Raw genomic sequence first — 20,050 nt, forward strand, 5'->3', positions numbered from 1 at the left:
GTGGCACTGGGCAGCTGGATCAGGTCGTGGCCGGTGTACCGGCAGCTCGCCGACGGCGACCCACTGGGCAGGGGCGCGTCCGTGCGCTCACCGCGCACCGACGCGCTGCGCCCCCGGGTCAGCACCGCCGACGCCGTGGTCAAGTCCGTCTGCCCGTACTGCGCGGTCGGCTGCGCGCAGAACGTCTACGTCAAGGACGGCCGGGTCGTGCAGATCGAGGGTGACCCGGACTCGCCGGTGAGCCGGGGGCGGCTGTGCCCCAAGGGATCGGCCAGCCTGCAGCTGACCACCGGTGACAACCGCCGCCACGAGGTGCTGTACCGGCCGCCGCACGCCACCGACTGGCAGCGGCTGGACCTGGACACCGCCATGGACATGGTGGCCGACCGGGTCATCGACACCCGCCGGCGGACCTGGCAGGAGCAGGTCGACGGGGTGCGCACGCGCCGCACCCTGGGCATCGCCAGCCTGGGCGGGGCCACCCTGGACAACGAGGAGAACTACCTCATCAAGAAGCTGCTCACCGCGCTGGGCGTGGTGCAGGTGGAGAACCAGGCCAGGGTCTGCCACAGCTCCACCGTGGCCGGCCTTGGCACCTCGTTCGGCCGCGGCGGCGGCACCACCTACCTGCAGGACCTGCAGAACTCCGACTGCGTCATCATCGAGGGGTCCAACTTCGCCGAGGCGCACCCGGTGGGCTTCCAGTGGGTGCTGGAGGCCAAGGCCCGCGGCGCCACGGTGATCCATGTCGATCCCCGGTTCAGCCGGACCAGCGCGCTGGCCGACATCTACGTGCCGCTGCGCGCCGGCACCGACATCGCCTTCCTCGGCGGGATCATCAACCACGTCCTGACCAGCGAGAAGTACTTCCGCGACTACGTGGTCGCCTACACCAACGCGGCCACCATCGTGGAACGGGACTTCCGCGACACCGAGGACCTGGACGGCGTGTTCTCCGGCCTGGACGCGGCGAACCGCTACTACGACACCACCAGCTGGGCCTACGAGGGCGTGCGGGTGGCCGCCGCCGCCGGCGAGCGCGACAGGCAGTACGACGCGCGGGTCGGCCGCTCCCTCGCCGAGTCGGCCCACCCCGAGTCGCACGGCTTCGGCGGGCCGGCGCTGCACGGCGAACCCCGCCTCGACCCCACCCTGCAACACCCGCGCTGCGTCTTCCAGCTGCTCAGGCGCCACTACGCCCGCTACACCCCGGAGCTGGTCGAGCAGGTCTGCGGTGTGCCCCAGCGGCTGTTCCGGCGCGTGTGCGACGAGCTGACCAGCAACTCCGGCCCGCAGCGCACCAGCGCGTTCGCCTACGCGGTCGGCTGGACCCAGCACACGGTCGGCTCCCAGTACATCCGCGCCGCCTCGGTCCTGCAGCTGCTGCTGGGCAACATCGGCCGGCCAGGCGGCGGCATCCTCGCGCTGCGCGGCCACGCCAGCATCCAGGGCTCCAGTGACATCCCCACCCTGTTCGACCTGCTGCCCGGCTACATCCCCATGCCGCACGCGCACGTGCACCAGACCCTGGACCGGTTCGTCACCGCCGACGCCGCGGACAAGGGCTACTGGGCCAACCTGCGCGCCTACCTGGTCAGCCTGCTCAAGGCGTGGTGGGGGCCGAACGCCACCCCGGACAACGACTTCTGCTTTGACTACCTGCCCAGGCTGACCGGCAGCCACAGCACCTACGACACGGTGCTCGCCCAGCTGGACGGCACCTGCAAGGGCTACTTCCTGGTGGGGGAGAACCCGGCGGTGGGCTCGGCCAACACCCGGATGCAGCGGCTGGGCATGGCCAACCTGGACTGGCTGGTGGTGCGGGACTTCTCGCTGATCGAGAGCGCCACCTGGTGGCGGGACGGCCCGGAGATCGAGAGCGGTGAGCTGCGCACCGAGGACATCGGCACCGAGGTGTTCTTCTTCCCCGCCGCCGCGCACACCGAGAAGGCCGGCAGCTTCACCAACACCAACCGGCTGCTGCAGTGGCGCCAGCAGGCCGTGGAACCGGCCGGCGACGCCCGCAGCGACCTGTGGTTCTTCTACCACCTGGGCCGGCGCATCCGGGAGAAGCTGGCCGGCTCCACCGACCCGGTCGACCGGCCGGTGCTCGACCTCACCTGGGACTACCCGCTGGAGGGCGGCCAGGACGAGCCGGTGCCCGAGGCGGTGCTTGCGGAGATCAACGGCTGGGACGCGCGGGGCCGGCCGCTGTCCTCCTACGAGGACCTGGCCGACGACGGCTCCACCGCGTGCGGCTGCTGGATCTACTGCGGTGTCTTCCAGGACGGCGTCAACCAGGCCGCCCGCCGCACCCCGGGCAGCGAGCAGAACTGGACCGGCAGCGAGTGGGGCTGGGCGTGGCCGGCCAACCGGCGCACCCTCTACAGCCGCGCCTCGGCCGACCCGGACGGCCAGCCGTGGAGCGAGCGCAAGGCACTGGTCTGGTGGGACGCCGACCAGGGCCGGTGGGTCGGCCACGACACCATCGACTTCCCGGTGACCCGGCCGCCGTCCTACCGGCCGGCCAAGGGCGCCACCGGGGTCGCGGCGCTGTCCGGGATCGACCCGTTCATCATGCAGTCCGACGGCAAGGGCTGGCTGTACGCGCCGGCCGGGCTGGTGGACGGGCCGCTGCCAACGCACTACGAGCCGCAGGAGTCGCCGTTTCCCAACCTGCTCTACGGCCAGCAGCGCAACCCGGTGCGCCAGCTGCACTCCCGGCCGGGCAACCGCTACCACCCCAGCGGCGACGAGCCGGGCTCGGCGGTGTTCCCGTACGTGGTGACCACCTACCGGCTGACCGAGCACTTCACCGCCGGTGCCATGAGCCGGACCCTGCCCTACCTGGCCGAACTCCAACCGGAGTTCTTCTGCGAGGTGTCCCCGGAGCTGGCCGCCGAACGCGGCCTGGCCCACCTGGGCTGGGCCACCATCACCACCGCGCGCGGCGCGATCGAGGCGCGGGTGATGGTCACCGAGCGGATGACGCCGCTGCGGGTGCAGGGCCGGACCGTGCACCAGATCGGCATGCCCTACCACTGGGGCCCCAACGGCTACACCACCGGCGACGCCGCCAACGAGCTGTCCGCGATCGTGCTCGACCCCAACGTGCACATCCAGGAGGTCAAGGCGTGGACCGCGGACATCCGGCCGGGGCGGCGGCCACGCGGACCGGCCCTGCCCGCGCACGTGGCGGACTACCGGCGGCGGGCCGGCATCGACGAGCGCACCGCGACGGAGGTGTGAGCACGTGGCCAGGAACCTGCTGTCCGGTCCGGAGGCCGACGTCACCGGCGACGCCGGCTACCGCGACCACCCGCCCCGGTACGGCTTCTTCACCGACACCTCGGTGTGCATCGGCTGCAAGGCGTGCGAGGTGGCGTGCAAGGAGTGGAACGCGATCCCCGAGGACGGGCTGCGCCTGACCGGGATGTCCTTCGACAACACCACCGGCCTGAGCGCCGACACCTGGCGGCACGTGGCCTTCGTCGAGCAGCGCAAGCCACTGGCCCAGCAGTGGGTGGGCGTGGACCACAGCGGCGTGGACGTGCTGGCGCTGGCCGCCCAGGGATCGGGCACGCCCCCGGAGCGGGCCGGCCAGACCCCGACCACACCCGGCGGGGCCGCCGCCGGCGACGGGGACGGCACGGACTTCCGCTGGCTGATGGCCTCGGACGTGTGCAAGCACTGCACCCACGCCGCCTGCCTGGACGTCTGCCCGACCGGGTCGCTGTTCCGCACCGAGTTCGGCACGGTCGTGGTGCAGGAGGACATCTGCAACGGGTGCGGCTACTGCGTCCCGGCCTGCCCCTACGGCGTGATCGGCCGGCGGGAGACCGACGGCCGGGCCTGGAAGTGCACGCTCTGCTACGACCGGCTCGGCGTGGGCATGGAACCGGCCTGCGCCAAGGCCTGCCCCACCGACTCCATCCAGTTCGGCGAGCTGGACGAGCTGCGGCAGCGGGCGCGGCGCCGGGTCGAGCAGCTGCACGCGGCCGGCACCACCTCGGCCCGGCTCTACGGGCACGACCCGAACGACGGGGTGGGCGGCGACGGCGCGTTCTTCCTGCTGCTGGATGAGCCCGAGGTGTACGGGCTGCCCCCGGACCCGGTGGTGACCACCCGCGACCTGCCGTCGATGTGGCGGCACGCCGGGGTCGCGGCGCTCACCCTGCTGGCCGGGCTGGCCGCGGCGTTCGCGGGGAGGCGGGGATGAGCGGGTCCGAGGTGACCAGGGCGGGGCTGCGCGGGCACCGGCCCGGCCGGGAGGCCGCGGTGGGCGGCGACGGCCAGCGGCCCCGGCGCGGCCGGGGCGGTGAGCCGACCGTGGTGCCGGCGGCCCAGCCCACCTCCTACTACGGGCTGCCCGTGCTCAACCAGGTGGTCTGGTCGGCCACGGACATCGCCGGCTACCTGTTCTGCGGCGGGCTGGCCGGTGCCAGCTCGGTGCTGGCGGCCGGCGCCGAGCTGACCGGACGGCCGGCGCTGGCCAGGGCCGGCAAGCTGACCGCGCTGGGCGCCATCTCCGCGTCGGTGGTCGCCCTGGTGCACGACCTGGGCCGGCCCAGCCGGTTCCTGTACATGCTGCGGGTGTTCAAGCCGACCTCGCCGATGAGCGTGGGCTCCTGGCTGCTGGCCACCTACGGCCCACTGGCCGGCGTGGCCGCAGCCACCGAGCTGACCGGGCGGTATCCCGGGATCGGGCGGGTGGCGACCAGGCTGGCGGCACTGGTGGGGCCGGGCGTGGCCGCCTACACCGCGGTGCTGCTCACCGACACGGCGGTGCCGGCCTGGCACGAGGGGTACCGGGAGATGCCGTTCGTGTTCGTCGGCTCGGCGGCCGTGGCGGCCGGCGGCGCCGGCCTGCTCGCCGCCCCCGCCCACCAGGCCGGGCCAGCCCGCAACGCCGCGCTGCTCGGCGCCGTCCTGGAGCTGGCCGCCACCGAGCGGATGCGGCGCCGGATGGGTGAGCTGGTCGCCGAGCCCTACCAGCAGGGCAGGAGCGGCCGGCTGATGCGCGCGGCCAAGGTCCTCACCCTCGCCGGCGCACTGGGCGCGGCCGTGTTCGGCGGGCGCTCCCGGGCGGCCGCGGCCCTGGCCGGCGTGGCCCTGCTGGCCGGCTCGGCCTGCACCCGGTTCGGCGTCTTCCACGCCGGCCGCGCCTCCGCCGCCGACCCGAAGTACACGGTGGTGCCGCAACGAGCCCGACTGAACCAGCCCAAGGGGTGATCACCTGCCCAACGGACGCGCGAGTTGACTTTGCAAACCCCGCGAGTCGACACTTCAGGCAGGGCCATGTGAGTGACAGTTAGCCCGGGGGCCGGCGCCGCACCGTGAGCACGCTGGCTGGTCGGTCCGGCTCGCGGGCGGGTGGCGGGTTCGACGCGGAGTCCCGGCCCGGCGCTGCCCCCACGCCGTCGCCAGCGGGCACCCCGCGACCGGTGTCGGGTTCACCGTCACCCGGCCAGCGACCGCGTGGTGTCCGACTCGGCCGGCCGAGCGGGCTGGCGGCGGGCGCGCTGCGCCGACTCGGCCAGGACGAGGCCGGCCACGATGAACGCGGCGCCGACCAGGCCGAGGCGGTGCGGCCCGACCAGGGCCAGTCCGGCCGCGCCGACCAGCCCGGACGCGGACACGCCCAGGTAGACCGCGGTCGAGTTGAGCGCGGTGAGCAGGGGCGCCGAGGCCGGCGCGAACCCGATCAGCCGGTGGGTGAACGGCACGAGCATGCCCCAGCCGCACAGCGCCCACACGATCAACGCGACCACCGCGGTCGGCAGGTGCGCGCTGGTCAGCGGCAGCAGGGCGAAGTCAAGCGCGGCCACGGCCGCGGCGGTGGTGATGATCCGGCGGCTGCCGAACCGGTCGGTCAGCCCGCCCGCGCTCAGGTTGCCCGCGGTCGCGGCGACGCCCCACACCAGCAGCAGCGCCGCCAGCACACCGCCGTCGCCGCCGGTGGCGCGGTCGAAGCCGAGGCTGACGTAGGTGTAGACCACGAACAGTCCGGCGTAGACGGTGAACACCGCGGCCAGGGTGAGCGCGAGCCGGGGGTTGCCCAGCGGGGCCAGCCGCTGGCGCAGGCCCAACACCGGCGCGGCGGACACGGTCGGCAGCAGGACGGCGACACCGAGCCCGGCCGCGGTGCCGAGCAGGGCCACGAACAGCATGGTCGTCCGCCAGTCGCCGAGGCTGCCGACCAGGGTGCCCAGTGGTGCGCCCAGCGCGGTGGCGCCGCTCGACCCGGCTATCACCACGGCGATCGCCCGGCCGCGCCGCTCGGCCGGCACCAGGGCGGCGGCGGTGGCGGTGGCCGTGGGCGTGAACAGCGCGCCGCCGAGCCCGGCCAGTGCCCGGGACACCAGCACCAACCCGTAGCTGGGCAGCACCGCGGTGGCCAGGTTGCCCAGCACGAACACGCCGAGGCCGGCCAGCAGCACCCGGCGGCGCGGCCAGCGCGCGGTCAGCGCCGCGGCCACCGGCGAGAGCAGTGCGTAGGCCAGTGCGTAGGCGGTGACCAGTTGGCCGGCCGCGGTCACGTCGACGTCCAGCGACGCGCTGATCCCGGGCAGGAGCCCGGCGACCACGAAGCTGTCCGTGCCGATGGCGAACGTGCCGAGGGCCAGCACGACGAGCGGGCGGTACATGTCTCTCCTCAGGACTGGTTGTAACTGAATCTGTTACATCGGAGGGCTGAAGAAGAGCCGGCACGAGGCCGGCTCGGTTGGGCTGGGCGCTCAGGCGGCGAGGGTCGCGCGCAGCACGTCCGCGATGGAGGTGCGCGCCAGTTCGCGTTTCATGGAGTCCGCCACCTGGTCGTAGACCTGGGTCAGGGCCGGGCGGATGCCCCGGCCCACCGGGCAGTCCAGGTTGGGGGTGTTGGCGTGCAGGCCGAACAGCGGCTGGTCGCGCTCGACCGCGTCGTGGACCTGGAGCAGGGTCAGCTCCTCCGGGGCGCGGGCCAGCCGCCAGCCCGCCCCGGTGCCGTGCTGGACGGCGACCAGCCCGGCCGCGCGCAACTGGCCGAGTGTCCGGCGGATCACCACCGGGTTGGTGTTGACGCTGGTGGCGATCTGGTCGGAGGTGACCAGTTCGCGTCCCCGGCCCCGTGCCAGGGCCATCCAGGTCAGCACGTGCACGGCCACGGTCAGTCGGCTGTTGGCGCTCACCGCGCACCTCCCCGCTCCTCTGTAACCGGTGATGTTACAGCCGATTTCCCGGGTGTCCAGTCCTTACGGTTTCCGGACATCAGGCCGCCGGTGGCGGTCAGCCGGCGTCAACCGTCCCGGTCGGGCCGCATGATGGCCGCATGAGCACGAGCAGCGCGATGGTGTCCCGGCCGGCCGCCGCGGTGAGCGGTGTGCTGGCGGCCGGCTCGGCACTGGCCGCCGGACACCTGGTGGCCGCGCCCCTCCAGCCGAGCGCGTCGCCGCTGCTGGCCGTGGGCAACTCCGTGATCGACCTGGCACCCCAGCCGGTCAAGGAGTTCGCCATCCGTACGTTCGGCACGGCCGACAAACCCGTGCTGCTGGCCGGCATGGGGCTGGTGATCCTGGTGCTCGCCGTGCTCGCCGGGCTGCTCTCCCGACGCGATCCCACCCCGGGCAGCGTGCTGATCGCCGTGTTCGGGCTGCTCGGCTGCGTCGCCGCACTGTCCAGACCGGACAGCGCGATCACCGGCCTGCTCGCCCCGATCGCCGCCGGACTGGTCGGCGTGCTGGTGTTCCGCTGGCTGCTGGCCAGGGGCAGGCCGGACCAGCACACCGCACCACCGCTGGCCGAGTCCGGCGGCCGCACCAGCGTGGTGCGCGCCGACCGGCGGCGGTTCCTGTCCTCCTCGGCGGTGGTGGCGGTGGGCGCCGGACTGGCCGCCGCCGGCGGCACGGTGCTCGGCCGGTCGGCGGACCTGAGCGCGTCCCGGCAGCGGGTCGCCGACGCGCTGGCGACCGCGCCGCCCGCCCCGCCCGTGCCGGCCGGCGCCGACTTCGCCCCGGCCGGCACGCCGACCTTCATCACCCCGAACGCCGAGTTCTACCGGATCGACACCGCGCTGATCGTGCCCCGGCTGCGCGCCGAGGACTGGCGGCTGCGCGTGCACGGCATGGTCGAGCGCGAGCTGACGCTCAGCTTCGCCGACCTGCTCAGCCGTCCCGCGCTGACCAGGACCATCACCCTCGCCTGCGTGTCCAACCCGGTCGGCGGCGACCTGATCTCCACGGCCAGCTTCGCGGGCGTGCCGGTCCGCGACCTGTTGGCCCAGGCCGGGGTCAGGCCCGGCGCCCAGCAGGTGATCAGCACCAGCTCGGACGGGTTCACCGCGGGCACCCCCGTGGACGTGCTGCTCGACCCCGGCCGGGACGCCCTGCTGGCCTACGCGATGAACGGCGAGCCCCTGCCCGCCGAACACGGTTTCCCGGTCCGCATGGTCACCCCCGGCCTGTACGGCTACGTGTCGGCGACCAAGTGGCTGGTCGACCTGGAGGTGACCACCTTCGACCGGCCCGCCTACTGGGTGCGGCGGGGTTGGTCCCAGCAGGCCCCGGTCAAGACGCAGTCGCGGATCGACCGGCCCCGCGCGCGGGCCGCGCTGCCCGCCGGCACGGTGACCGTGGCCGGCATCGCCTGGGCCCAGCACACCGGCGTCGACCAGGTCGAGGTGCGGGTGGACGACGGGCCGTGGCAGCCCGCGCGACTGTCCACAGAGGTCAGTGCGGACACCTGGCGGATGTGGCGCGTCGACGTGGAACTGGCCGCCGGCGAGCACACCGTGACGTGCCGGGCCACCGACCGGTCCGGGCGAACCCAGACCGAGCAGCCGGCGGACCCCGCGCCCGACGGGGCCACCGGCTGGCACAGCGTCTCGTTCACCACCGGGTGAGCGGACCAGGCGGTTCGCGTCACCGGGTGATCAGGCCGGCGTGACCGTGCGGCTCCGGCTCGGCCTGCGGCGGCGGCCCGGCCGGCTGCGCCGCGGGCACCACCGCGTTCGGCTGGGACGCGGCCAGCACGGCCGCGCCGATCCCGGTCAGCACGGTGTGCTCCTGCGGCGCGTGCGTGCGGGCCGACTGCACGTCCCGGAAGTGCCGCTCCAGCGGGTGCTCCCGGCTCAGCCCGGCGTTGCCCAGCAGTTCCACCGCGGTCTGCACGGCGGAGACGATCTGCCGGACCGCGAGCACCCGGGCGGCCAGCACCGTGCCGGTGGGCGGGGCCGCGCCCTGGTCGAGCCGGTCGGCCAGGCCGAACAGCAGCTCCTCGGCGCCGGCCAGCAGCACCTCGATCTCACCGGCCGCGACGCGGAACCGCTCGGTCTTGGCCAGTGGCCGCCCCACGGCCGGGGGCACCCGCTCGTGCGCGAACCGGTGGAAGAACCGCTGGGCCGCCCGGCCCACCCCCAGGTAGATCGCGGCCAGCGGCAGTCCGAGCCGGGCCTGCGCCAGGTTGTCCTGCTGCGCGCCGGACTCCTCCAGCGGGTCGAGCACGTTGTCGGCGGGGATCTCCACGTCGGTGAACAGCACGTCGTGCGCGCCGCTCGCGCGCAGGCCCAGCGGGTTGGCCTCGCGCACGATCTCGATGCCCTCCAGACCGCCGGGCACCACGAAGGTCGCGACCCGGGGCACCGGCTCGTCGGTGCGCGCCCACACCAGCACGTAGCTCAGGCCCTCGGCGCCGGTGACGAACCGCTTGTGCCCGCTGATCGCCCAGCCCGACGCGGTGCGCCTGGCCACGGTCTCCGGCAGCCCGCCGTGGTCGGGTTCGCTGCGGGCCGTGTTGAGCAGGGTGGGCTGCGCCGCGGACTGCCGCACCACCTCGGCGTACAGCTCGGGCGGCCAGTGCGGCCGGGTGGCCTGGCCGAAGTGCTGGAACAGGGTCATGGCGGTGATCAGCGCCACGGACGGGTCGCCGGCGCCGAGCGCGGCCAGCAACCGGGCGGTCTGCCCCACGCCGAGACCGGGGCCGCCGTAGGCCTGGCCGACCGTGGCGGTCAGCACACCGGCGCGGTGCACGGCGGTGATGCCCTCAAGGGGGAAGGTGGCGTCGGCGTCGTGGACCGGTGCGGTGCGAGCCAGTTCGGCGGTGAGCGCACGCAGCGGAGCCGGGTCGAACTCACCCACAGGGTGGCCGAATGTCATGAGCGAACGGTAATGCGCGCGGGCCGGTCCGCCGACGACCGCGACGAAATCGTTGGCATCCACACGCGGCGGTGGCGGCCACCAGGCGGGCACGGCCAACCCGCAGCCACCAGCCGGTGACCGCGGGTAGCCCGACGGGCCCAGGGCCAGCGATAACTCAGGTTTATGGCCCCACCGCGCTCCGGCGGTCGGCCCGCGCCGTTCGGGCCCGGGGCGCGGCCAGGGGCGGCCAGGGACGGGGTGTCACCGGCCACAGTGGACAGCGGTGCGCGGGCCGCGGCCACCGCGCCCGAGCGGCACCACGAACCCTCGGTGCCAGACAGGTTCCGCGGGTGGAGGTTCCGGGAAGACCGCCCCCGGCAACGGCATCGCCGCGCGCGGCCCGGCAATCCGGTGCGGCGTCGGGCAATCCCCGCGCGCCGGGCAGGAATCCGGCGTGCGGGGCCGGCTTGTCAAGGCGGTGACAGGATGTGGGAGCACCGGATCGGCGATGGACAGCGGAATGCCGCTGGGGTAAGGAATCGCCGCTGATTTCAGCAGGTGGAACGGCTGGGTGAGGCTGTTGACCACTCACCCCGCGCTGCTTACGTTCGGGATGTGGCCCGGTGCCACCGCCCCCGACCACCACCGCCCCGACCAACCCGGCGACCGCCACCGCCGCCACCTCCGCCATCGTCGCACCGCCTCGCTCGGCCGCAGCACCGGACCGCGCCAGTTCGCGGCCCGCCGCGCGCCCGTCCGCCACACCAGACCGGGAGACTGAATGTCCACAGTGGTCGCCATCTCCGGAAGCCCGTCCGCCAACTCGAAGACGAGCCGGGTGGCCAGTCACGTGCTCGCCCGGCTGGCCGCGACCGGCGCCGCCGTCGAGCACATCCGGGTGCGGGACCTGCCCGCCGAAGCACTGCTGCACGCCGACACCGCCGAACCGGCGCTGGCCAGGGCCCTCGCCGCGGTGGAGCGGGCCGACGCCGTGGTGTTGGCCACCCCGACCTACAAGGCCGCCTACTCGGGGCTGCTCAAGGCGTTCCTCGACCTGCTGCCGCAGTTCGCGTTGTCCGGCAAGGCAGTGCTGCCCCTGGCCACCGGCGGGACCACCGCGCACGTGCTCGCCCTGGACTACGCGCTGCGGCCGGTGGTGCACTCACTGGGCGCCAGGCACGTGGTGCAGAGCTACTTCCTGCTGGACAGCCAGCTCACCCTGTCCGGTGACGAGTTGGTCGTCCACCCCGACGTGGACCGCGTGCTCACCGGCATCCTGGACGACTTCCGGCACGCCTACCAGGCGCCCAGCCGGCCCACCGCGATCGCCCGCAGCGCCTGACCACCGGCGCCGGTGCCGCCGCTGTCCGTGTTTGAATCGTGCGGGAACACGCAGGATTGGGGACGGACGTGGCACGCAGGCGCCTCACCCGGGAGGAGAGCCGGGAACAGACCCGGGAGCGACTGCTCACCGCCGCGGCGGAACTGTTCGCCGAGCGGGGCGTGAACGGCGCCTCGGTCGAGCAGATCGCCGAGCGGGCCGGCTACAGCCGGGGCGCGTTCTACGGCAACTTCGAGGACAAGCACGAGCTGGTCGTGGCGTTGCTCACCCGGCGAACCCTGGCCGAGCGGGCCGAGCTGAGCGCGCTGCGCGAGCACCCGGAGCCGTTCACGGCGCTGCGCGCGTGGCACCGGGACCGCGCCGAGCACCTGACCGAGTGGCTGGCGCTGCGCACCGAGCTGATGCTGTACGCGCTGCGCAACCCGGAGATCCGGCCACGGGTGGCCGAAGGGGAGGCGATCGCCCGCGACGCGCACACCAGGGGCATCGCGCACGCCTTCGCCGAGCGGGGGCGCACACCCCCGGCCGACCCGGCGTTCCTCGCCCTGATCGTGCACGCGCTGGGCGACGGGCTGCTGATCCAGCGGCTGCTGTTCCCCGACGAGATCGGCGACGAGGTGGTGGCCGACGCGGCCGAGCTGCTGATCCGCGGCTGGCTCGGCACCGCCACCCCCACCCAGGACCCCACCGCCCAGGACCCCACCGCCCAGGACCCCACCGCCCGGGACCGCACCGACCAGGACTGAGCACTGGCCGGTGCGGCCGGGCCGTGCGGTCGGTTCAGGCCGGCCGGACGTGCAGCAGCAGGCCGTGGCCCGGGTGCAGCGCGGGCATCTCCAGGCCGGCGGCGGCCAGCACGGAGCCGCGCGCGGTCACCCCGGTGGCGCACCACGCCGGCGGGTGGATGTCACCGGTCAGCGCGCTGCCGAAGTCGGTGCGCACGGCCACCTGGTAGTGCCTGGCCGGGTCCAGCCCGGGCAGCCGCACCCGGCCGGGCCGGGCCTCCGGCACGGTGGTCAGCCGGACGTAGGCGAACACCGCCTCGGTCCGGTCGGCGGCGACCACGCCGTGCAGCAGCGCGCCCGGGTCGGGCAGGTCGGCGCGGACCACGTCCCCGCTGTGCAGCAGGGGCCGCAGCTCGCGGTAGGTCCGGGTCCACGCGGCCAGCTGGTCCAGTTCCCCCGCGCTGGCCGAGGTGATGTCCCACTCGATGCCGGCGTGGGCGAACAGGCTGGTCAGGCAGCGGGTGTGCAGGTCGGTGACCCGGGCGGTGGTGTGCGCGGTGGGCCCGCCGACGTGGCTGCCGACCAGTTCCGGCGGCAGCAGCAGGGTGGTCCACCGCTGGATGAGCTGCCGCTCCAGCGGGTCGTTGGTGTCCGAGGCCCACACCCGGTCGGTGTGCTCCAGCACGCCCAGGTCCACCCGGCCGCCGCCGGAGGAGCACGACTCGATCTCCAGTGCCGGGTGGCGCTGGCGCAACGCGTCCAGCAGCGCGTACACCGCCAGGGTCTGCCGGTGCACCCCGGCCTGACCGGTGCGCGCGTGCACCGCCTCCAGCAGGTCCCGGTTGTGGTCCCACTTCAGGTAGTCCAGCCGGTACTCGCGGACCAGCGCGTCCAGGCAGTCCAGCAGGTAGGCCGACACCTCGGGCCGGGCCAGGTCGAGCACGTGCTGGTGGCGCCACTCCAGCGGCAGCCGGTCGGGCGTGGCCAGCAGCCAGTCCGGGTGTGCCCGGGCCAGGTCGGAGTCGAGGTTGACCATCTCCGGCTCGACCCACAGACCCATGCGCAGGCCCCGCGAGCGCACGTGGTCGACCAGCGGGTGCAGGCCCTGCGGCCACACCTGCGGGTCGACCGTCCAGTCGCCGAGCCCGGCGCGGTCGTGGCGGCGGTGCCGGAACCAGCCGTCGTCGAGCACGAACAGCTCCACGCCGACCCGCGCGGCCGTGTCGGCCAGGGCGCGCAGCCGGTCCAGGTCGTGGTTGAAGTAGACCGCCTCCCAGGTGTTGATCACCACCGGCCGGGGCGTGCGCGGGTGCCGGTCCCGGCCGCGCAGCCAGTGGTGCACCCGCCGGGACAGCCCGTCCAGTCCCTGGTCCGACCAGGCGAAGCACACCCACGGCGTCCGGTACTGCTCGCCCGGGGCCAACCGCACCTCGCCGGGGCGCACCAGCTCACCGCCGCCGAGCACGGCCGAGGACTGGCCGGCGCGTTCCGGCAGCCGCTCGGCCAGGTGCACGTGGTCGCCGCTCCAGGCCACGTGCGCGCCCCACACCTCACCGGAGCGGAACCCGAAGCCGGGCGTGCCGGCCACCAGCAGCAGTGGCGCGTCGTGGCCGGTCCGACCGCGCCGGCCGGTCCGCACCCGGCTGCCCAGGGTGAACGGCTGGCGCTGCGGGCTGCGCTCCCGGCACCACCGGCCGGTCAGGTCGAGCAGTTCCCCGGCCTCGGCGGGCAGCGGCAGCAGCACCCGCAGCCCGTCCAGGGTCCACGGCCCCACCCCGGTGTTGCGCACGGCGTGCCGCACCCGCAGCAGGCCGCCGGCCTCCAGCCGGACCTCGATCTCCACGGCCAGGCCGGCGGCCTCGTCGTGGGCGCGCACCAGCACCTGGCCGCCGTCGGCGTGCTCGGCCGGCAGCGGCTCGCCGGCCAGGGTCAGCGCCCGCACCTCCGACACCGTCCAGTGGGGCAGCGCGGCAATGCCCTCGCGGTGCCCGGTCAGGCCGGCGTGCCCGGACCAGCCCTCGGCCTCACCGGGCAGCAGGGTCAGCCAGATCGGCGTGTCCACCGCACTGGACTGCACCGTCGGCGTGGCGGCGTGCCGCAGCTGCGCGACCTCGCCCGGGGTGAGCGCACCGAGGTCGGCGCCCCAGTGCAGCACCCTCGGCACCGCCGATCCGGCCGTGTCCAGCAGTAAGGCGGTGCCGGCCGCGCGCAACAGGACAACGTCGGTGCTCATCGCCATGGCCTCCCAGGCTCAACCAACCGGAACGGGCGGAACCGGCCGGGGCGGCCGGCTCAGGCTGGAGCGTAGGGCGAACGGCCGCCCCGCCCAACCCCCGAGGGGCAACCCCGACCGGCCCGGCCGCACCGGTCGCGCGCCCGGTCACCGGGGCTGGCCAGCGACAGCCGGGCCGGCGCCGCACACTGGCGCTGGCGGGCGGTCCGGCGGTCCGGACGCCCGGCCGTCCGGTGCCTGGCGGGGAGGGAGGGCGGACGTGGTCAGCGTGGTCAAGCGGCTGTTCGTGGGACGACCCCTGCGCACCGACCGGATGGGCGAGGTGCTGCTGCCCAAGCGGCTCGCGCTGCCGGTGTTCTGCAGCGACCCCATCTCCTCGGTGGCCTACGCGACCGAACAGATCCTGCTCACCCTCGCGCTGGGCGCGGTCTTCCTGTCGCTGGCCGTGCCGGTGGCCGCGGCCGTGGTGCTGGTGCTGGTCGTGGTGGTCGCCTCCTACCGGCAGACCTGCCACGCCTACCCCAGCGGCGGCGGCGCGTTCGCGGTCAGCCGGGACAACCTGGGCGAGCAGGCCGCGCTGGTGGCGGCCAGCGCGCTGCTGGTGGACTACGTGATGACCGTGGCGGTGTCGGTGACCGCCGGGGTGGTGGCGGTGACCTCCGCGTTCCGGGAACTGGTCCCGCACACCGCGACCATCACCGCCCTGCTGATCGTGCTGCTGGCACTGGTGAACCTGCGCGGGGCCAGGCAGTCCGGCCGGGTGTTCGCGGTCCCCACCTACGGCTTCGTCGCCGTGGTGCTGCTGATGTTCGTGGTCGCCGCGGTCCGCGCCGTCACCACCGGGCTGCCCCCGTCCGACGCGCCGATCCTGTCCGAGCCACCCACCGTCCACACCGGAGGGATCCTCACGCTGGCGTTGGCGCTGCGCGCGTTCGCGTCCGGCTGCACCGCGCTGACCGGCGTCGAGGCGATCAGCAACGGCGTGCCCGCGTTCGAGAAACCCAAGGCCCGCAACGCCGCCACCACCCTGGCCGTGATGGGCGCGCTGGCCGCCGTGCTGTTCACCGGGATCACCGTGCTGGCGCTGGAGATCCACGCCAGGGCGGTGCCCAGCGGCAGCCCCTCGGTGCTGTCCCAGATCGGCGCCAGCGTGTTCGGCCACGCGACGGTGCTGTACTACCTGTTGCAGGCCACCACGGCCGGCATCCTGATCCTGGCGGCCAACACCGCGTTCAACGGGTTCCCCACCCTGGCCTCGATCCTGGCCGGCGAGCGCTACCTGCCACGGCAGCTGCACAACCGGGGGGACCGGCTGGCGTTCAGCAACGGCATCCTGCTGCTGGCCGTGACCGCCGCCGTGCTGGTGCTCGCCTTCAACGCCAACATCGACCGGCTCATCCAGCTCTACATCATCGGCGTGTTCACCAGCTTCACGCTCAGCCAGGCCGGCATGGTGCGGCACTGGAAGCGGGAACTGGCCGGCACCACCGATCCCGCCCGGCGCACCGGCCTCCGCCGGGCCCAGGCGATCAACGCGGTCGGCGCGCTGCTCACCGCGGTGGTGCTGGCCGTCGTGTTCGCCACCAAGGTCCCGCACGGCGCGTGGCTCGCGGTGGTCGCGATGGTCGTGCTGTTCTTCGCGATGCGCTCGATCAGCGTCTACTACCGCCGCTTCGAGGCCGAGGTGTCCGCACCGGGCGGCCTGCCAACGCTGCCGCCCAGGGTGACCGCGGTGGTGCTGGTGTCCAGGCTGCACCAGCCGGCACTGCACGCGCTCGCCCTGGCCAGGGCGACCCGGCCGGACCGGCTCGACGCGGTCAGCGTCGAGGTGGACGAGGCCGAGACGCGGACCCTGTGCCGGGACTGGGAGCGGCGCGGCATCGACGTGCCGCTGCTGGTGCTCAGCTCGCCCTACCGGGAACTGGTGCGGCCGGTGGTCGACCACGTGCGCCGGCTGCGGCAGAGCGACCCGGCCGGCGTGGTCACCGTGTTCGTGCCGGTGTACGTGGTGACCCGGTGGTGGCAGAACCTGTTGCACAACCAGAGCGCGCTGCGGCTGCGCGCCCGGCTGATGGCCACCCCGGGCGTGGTCGTGGTGAGCGTGCCCTACCACCTGGGCCGCGCCGACCAGGGCTGGCTGTCCGAAGTGGACATCGCCGCGCCCAGACATCCCGAGCCCACCAGGAGAACCACGCCGACGCCCTGACCCCGGCCGCGACTACCCCGGCCGGGTGGTGCGCGCCGCCCTGGTGTCCCGAACCGCCAGCGCGGCCAGCACCGCCAGCGCCGAGACCAGGTGCTGCACGTCGAACAGGTGCCCGGCCAGCAGCACCCGGGCCAGCAGCACCACCAGCAACCCGGCCACGCCCACCCGCCGGGGCCACCCGGCGGGCAGCGTCCACAGCACGGCCGCGGCCAGCGCCACCGACCCGGCCGAGGAACCCGCGGTGGGCACCGAGGCGAGTTCGGCGGCGCCGGCCACCCCGGCCAGCGCGGCCAGGTGCGCGCAGAGCACCGTGGGCAGCGTGCCGGCCCAGTCGCCGAGGAAGAACACCACCGGCACGGCGCGGCTGCCCACCCGCCACTCGGCCAGCGGCAGCACCACCAGCAGCAGCACCAGGTTCGACCACAGCAGCCCCGGTTCGGCCGGCACCAGCGGGGAGGTCACCAGCACCCACACCCGGCCGGCGGCCAGCGCGTGCCAGCTGACCCCGAAGCGCGCCAGCAGCGCGCCCTGCACCCGGACGTCCAGCGCGGTGACCACCATCAGCCACAGCTCGACCGCGGCGAAGGCCGCGGTCACCGGGAACCGGCGGAGCAGGGCGACGGCCCGGCCGAGCGGTCCCCTCGGGTCGACCAGCTCACCCACCCTGGCCACGGCCGAGGCCGCGCGCACCAGGTCGGCCTCGGAGCGGTAGGCCAGGTAGCGCGGCACCCAGCGGGGCGACCACTTGGCCTTGAACGCGCGCAGCCCGGCGAAGTGGAAGACCCGCTCGCCGTAGTCGTGCAGCAGCCGCAGCGCCCGGTCGGCCACCCCGGTCGGCTCGGCCGTGCCGGACAGCGGTGCCAGTCCCAGGCTCATGCCGGTGAACCCGGCCGCGCGCAACCGGTCCACCATGCCGACGAACAGCAGGTCCATCGTGCCGTTGACCGAGTCCGGCCGCCGACGCATCAGATCGAAGGTGGCCACAGTGGACTGGAACGCGGGCAGGATGTTGGCGAACGCCTGGACGGTGCCGGCCGCGTCGCACACCGCCACCACCCGGGTGTCCCGCAGGTAGGCCGGATCGAACCGCCCCACGGTGAACCTGCGCTCGCGGTGCCCGCCAGCGGCCAGCCAGCTGTCCGACACCGCGGCCAGCTGCTCCATTGTGGACTCGTCGATCGGCTGCGCCAGGTCCACCACCCGGTAGCCGGCCCGTTCGCAGCGGCGCAGCGCCGAGCGCAGGCCCTTGCGCGGCCGGCCATCCAGCGTCCACGTGGTCAGGTCGAGCACGGCCTCCTCGCCGATGGTGAGGAACTTCCACCCGGCCGCGGCCAACTCGACCCGGTCGGCCTCGTCGACCTGGTGGAAGACGGGCGTCCAGCCGTTGCGGACACACATCCGGTGGAACTCGGCCGCGGCCTGCCGCCGGGAGCCGGGCGCGCCGACCGGCCCGGCCAGCGCGACCGCGGCGGTGCCCACCACCGCGTACCCGACGAACGCGTCGCCGTCCGCGCTGAACACCCAGTTCTTGTCGGGCAGCAGGTGGAAGTAGGCCAGCGAGTCGGTGGCCCACGCGTCCAGCAGCCGCCGCACGCGGTCCCGGTCCCGGTGCTGGCCCGGCTCGCCCAGCACGGCCGCGACCAGCCGGCTCAGCCCCACGATGGCCACCACCAGCGCCGCCACCCGCACCGACCCGACGAACCAGTGGCCGTGGTGGGTGGTGGGCGCGGCCTCGGTGGGCAACAGGAACAGCAGCCGCAGCGCGTCGCGCACGGCCCACGCCGCCCGGCCGGTCTCGGGCGGCTCCAGGTGCAGCCAGTACAGGCCGACCACGGCATAGCCGAGCACCGCCAGTTCACCGGCCACGAGAACGCCGACACCCCGGCGCAGCAGGACCGGGTCGGCCCTGGCCGCGAACAACCGCGCCGCGCCCACCAGCGCCGCCAGCGCCAGCGCGGCCACCAGCATGCCGACCAGGTCGCCGCCGCGCAGGTGGTGGCCTGGCAGCGACACCCCGGCCGCGACCAGCGCCGCCCACCACGCCGGGCGCCGGCCGTGGCTGAGCCCCCGGCTCACCAGCACCGCGGTCAGCCCGGCCGCCAGCAGCAGGTACCGCGCCCCACCCACCACGCTCACCGGGTACGCCACCGCGAACAGCCCGGCGCGCGGCACCGGCCGACCGGCGGCGGCCAGCGCGAGGTCGACCCCGCCGAGCAGCAGCACCAGCCCGGCGACGACCCGGCGGACCCACCCCTCGACCCGGTCGGTGGACATCAGCGCCGCGCGCGCTGCCGGTCCGATCCGGACACCCGGCCCCACCGCCTGGCCAGCAGCCAGGACAGGACCAGTCCGACGAGCACCGGCAGCCAGTACTCGTAGACCCGGAACACGATGACCGCGGCGGCGGACACGCCCACCGGCACGCCGAACGACGCCACCACCGCGACCGCGCCCACCTCCACGAAGCCCAGCCCACCCGGCAGGAACCCGAGAATCCCGAACACCGCCGAGATGCTGTACGCGACCAGCGCCACCACCGGCCGGTCACCGCCGCCCACCGCGGCCAGCGACGCCCACAGCATGGCCGCGCCGAACACGTCGATGCCCAGGGCGAACCCCAGGGCCGGCACCGCGTCCCGGTAGTCCCGGCGCAGCAACTGCATGGCCTCGAACAGCTCGTCGGCCGCGGTGGTGTCGTGCGTGCGCGCCGGCCGCCGCAACAGCCGGTCCACCACCCGGGCCGGCAGCGTCCACAACCGCTCCACCAGCTCCCGGCTGCGCGCCGCCGCCACCAGCGCGGCCACCCGCAGCGCCGTGGTCACCAGGAACACCACGACCGCGGCCACCTCGACCTTGGTGATCCGCGCGTCCGCCACGACCACCGCGGTGCTGGCGAGCAGCACCACCACGAAGGCCACCTCCTGCATGAGGGTGGCCACCAGGTAGGCCCCGGTCACCCCACCGGTGGTCAGCCGCCGCCGCCTGGCGTCGGCCGCGAACACCGCCAGCCCGGCCAACCCGCCCGACTTGACCACCAGGTTCAGCGCCACCGCCGCCAGCGTCACCGGGGTGAGCGTCAACACCTCGTGGTACCCACCGACCCCGGTCACCCGCCGACACGCCAGGTGCGTCAGCAGCCAGCTCGCCCACCACAGCACCAGCAGCACGCCGCCGGCCAGCAACCAGTCGCGCCGCGCCTGCCCCAGCGCCCGCCACGTCGCCGGCAACTCGGCCCGGCCGAGCCACACCACGACCGCGAGCACGACCACCACCGCGACCCCGGCCGCGACCCGCACCCACCGGCCGCCCATGCCCCCACCCTGCCAGCGCCACCCCACCCCCGCACCGCGACCCGACCACCGTGCCTCCAACGGGTACCCGCCCGGCGGGACGGCACAGCCGGGGCCCGGCCGGATTTTCGGCGACGGGCAC

At 74.6% G+C, this 20,050-nt stretch carries 13 protein-coding genes; 7 read left to right on the forward strand and 6 right to left on the reverse strand.

Annotated elements, in window-relative coordinates; genetic code table 11:
• Genes fdh through nrfD form a run of 3 tightly spaced genes read left to right on the forward strand, consistent with a single transcriptional unit; the run spans position 1 to position 5,232 of the window.
• Complete coding sequence (gene fdh, locus LX83_RS20575) at positions 1–3,249, forward strand: formate dehydrogenase (RefSeq protein WP_253773844.1); 3,249 nt, start codon at positions 1–3, stop codon at positions 3,247–3,249.
• Between the two features lie 4 nt (positions 3,250–3,253).
• The gene (locus LX83_RS20580; RefSeq protein WP_253773846.1) at positions 3,254–4,219 is read left to right on the forward strand and encodes a 4Fe-4S dicluster domain-containing protein; all 966 of its coding nucleotides are present in this window, start codon (positions 3,254–3,256) and stop codon (positions 4,217–4,219) included.
• Positions 4,216–5,232, forward strand: coding sequence for an NrfD/PsrC family molybdoenzyme membrane anchor subunit (gene nrfD, locus LX83_RS20585; protein WP_253773848.1), 1,017 nt, complete (start codon positions 4,216–4,218; stop codon positions 5,230–5,232). The genes LX83_RS20580 and nrfD overlap by 4 nt, the downstream gene beginning before the upstream one ends.
• A gap of 227 nt (positions 5,233–5,459) precedes the next feature.
• Here nrfD and LX83_RS20590 read toward each other — a convergent pair whose 3' ends face one another.
• Both LX83_RS20590 and LX83_RS20595 read right to left on the reverse strand, forming a co-directional pair.
• Positions 5,460–6,647 (reverse strand): MFS transporter, encoded by a 1,188-nt coding sequence (locus LX83_RS20590; RefSeq protein ID WP_253773850.1) that lies wholly within the window; start codon positions 6,645–6,647, stop codon positions 5,460–5,462.
• A gap of 90 nt (positions 6,648–6,737) precedes the next feature.
• Positions 6,738–7,169: an Rrf2 family transcriptional regulator gene (locus LX83_RS20595; RefSeq protein WP_253773851.1), complete on the reverse strand. Its 432-nt coding sequence runs from the start codon at positions 7,167–7,169 to the stop codon at positions 6,738–6,740.
• Positions 7,170–7,309: 140 nt separating this feature from the next.
• Between LX83_RS20595 and LX83_RS20600 the strand changes: the two genes are divergently transcribed.
• On the forward strand, positions 7,310–8,878 hold the full coding sequence (locus tag LX83_RS20600) for a molybdopterin-dependent oxidoreductase (RefSeq protein ID WP_253773852.1): 1,569 nt from the start codon (positions 7,310–7,312) through the stop codon (positions 8,876–8,878).
• 19 nt (positions 8,879–8,897) lie between these two features.
• Here LX83_RS20600 and LX83_RS20605 read toward each other — a convergent pair whose 3' ends face one another.
• Positions 8,898–10,130, reverse strand: a complete 1,233-nt coding sequence (locus LX83_RS20605; RefSeq protein WP_253773853.1) for an acyl-CoA dehydrogenase family protein — start codon at positions 10,128–10,130, stop codon at positions 8,898–8,900.
• A 763-nt stretch (positions 10,131–10,893) separates the two neighbouring features.
• Here LX83_RS20605 and ssuE point away from each other — a divergent pair.
• A complete protein-coding gene (gene ssuE / locus LX83_RS20610) occupies positions 10,894–11,454 on the forward strand; it encodes an NADPH-dependent FMN reductase (RefSeq protein ID WP_253773854.1) in 561 nt (186 codons plus the stop codon).
• A gap of 68 nt (positions 11,455–11,522) precedes the next feature.
• Entirely contained in the window at positions 11,523–12,200 is a 678-nt protein-coding gene (locus LX83_RS20615) for a TetR/AcrR family transcriptional regulator (RefSeq protein ID WP_253773855.1), read from the forward strand.
• 34 nt (positions 12,201–12,234) lie between these two features.
• Here the strand turns inward: LX83_RS20615 and LX83_RS20620 are convergent, their stop codons facing one another.
• Positions 12,235–14,412, reverse strand: coding sequence for an alpha-galactosidase (locus tag LX83_RS20620; RefSeq protein WP_253773856.1), 2,178 nt, complete (start codon positions 14,410–14,412; stop codon positions 12,235–12,237).
• 259 nt (positions 14,413–14,671) lie between these two features.
• Here LX83_RS20620 and LX83_RS20625 point away from each other — a divergent pair, with 259 nt between their 5' ends.
• Entirely contained in the window at positions 14,672–16,618 is a 1,947-nt protein-coding gene (locus LX83_RS20625; protein ID WP_253773857.1) for an APC family permease, read from the forward strand.
• A 12-nt stretch (positions 16,619–16,630) separates the two neighbouring features.
• On the opposite strand, the gene LX83_RS20630 is transcribed toward LX83_RS20625, so the two are convergent.
• Complete coding sequence (locus LX83_RS20630; protein WP_253773859.1) at positions 16,631–18,892, reverse strand: bifunctional lysylphosphatidylglycerol flippase/synthetase MprF; 2,262 nt, start codon at positions 18,890–18,892, stop codon at positions 16,631–16,633.
• Positions 18,892–19,929, reverse strand: a complete 1,038-nt coding sequence (locus LX83_RS20635; RefSeq protein ID WP_253773861.1) for a lysylphosphatidylglycerol synthase transmembrane domain-containing protein — start codon at positions 19,927–19,929, stop codon at positions 18,892–18,894. Before LX83_RS20635 ends, LX83_RS20630 begins: the two co-directional genes overlap by 1 nt.
• Positions 19,930–20,050: the final 121 nt, after the last annotated feature.

The organism is Goodfellowiella coeruleoviolacea (assembly GCF_024171785.1).
In the GTDB taxonomy this organism is placed as follows: Bacteria; Actinomycetota; Actinomycetes; order Mycobacteriales; family Pseudonocardiaceae; genus Goodfellowiella; species Goodfellowiella coeruleoviolacea.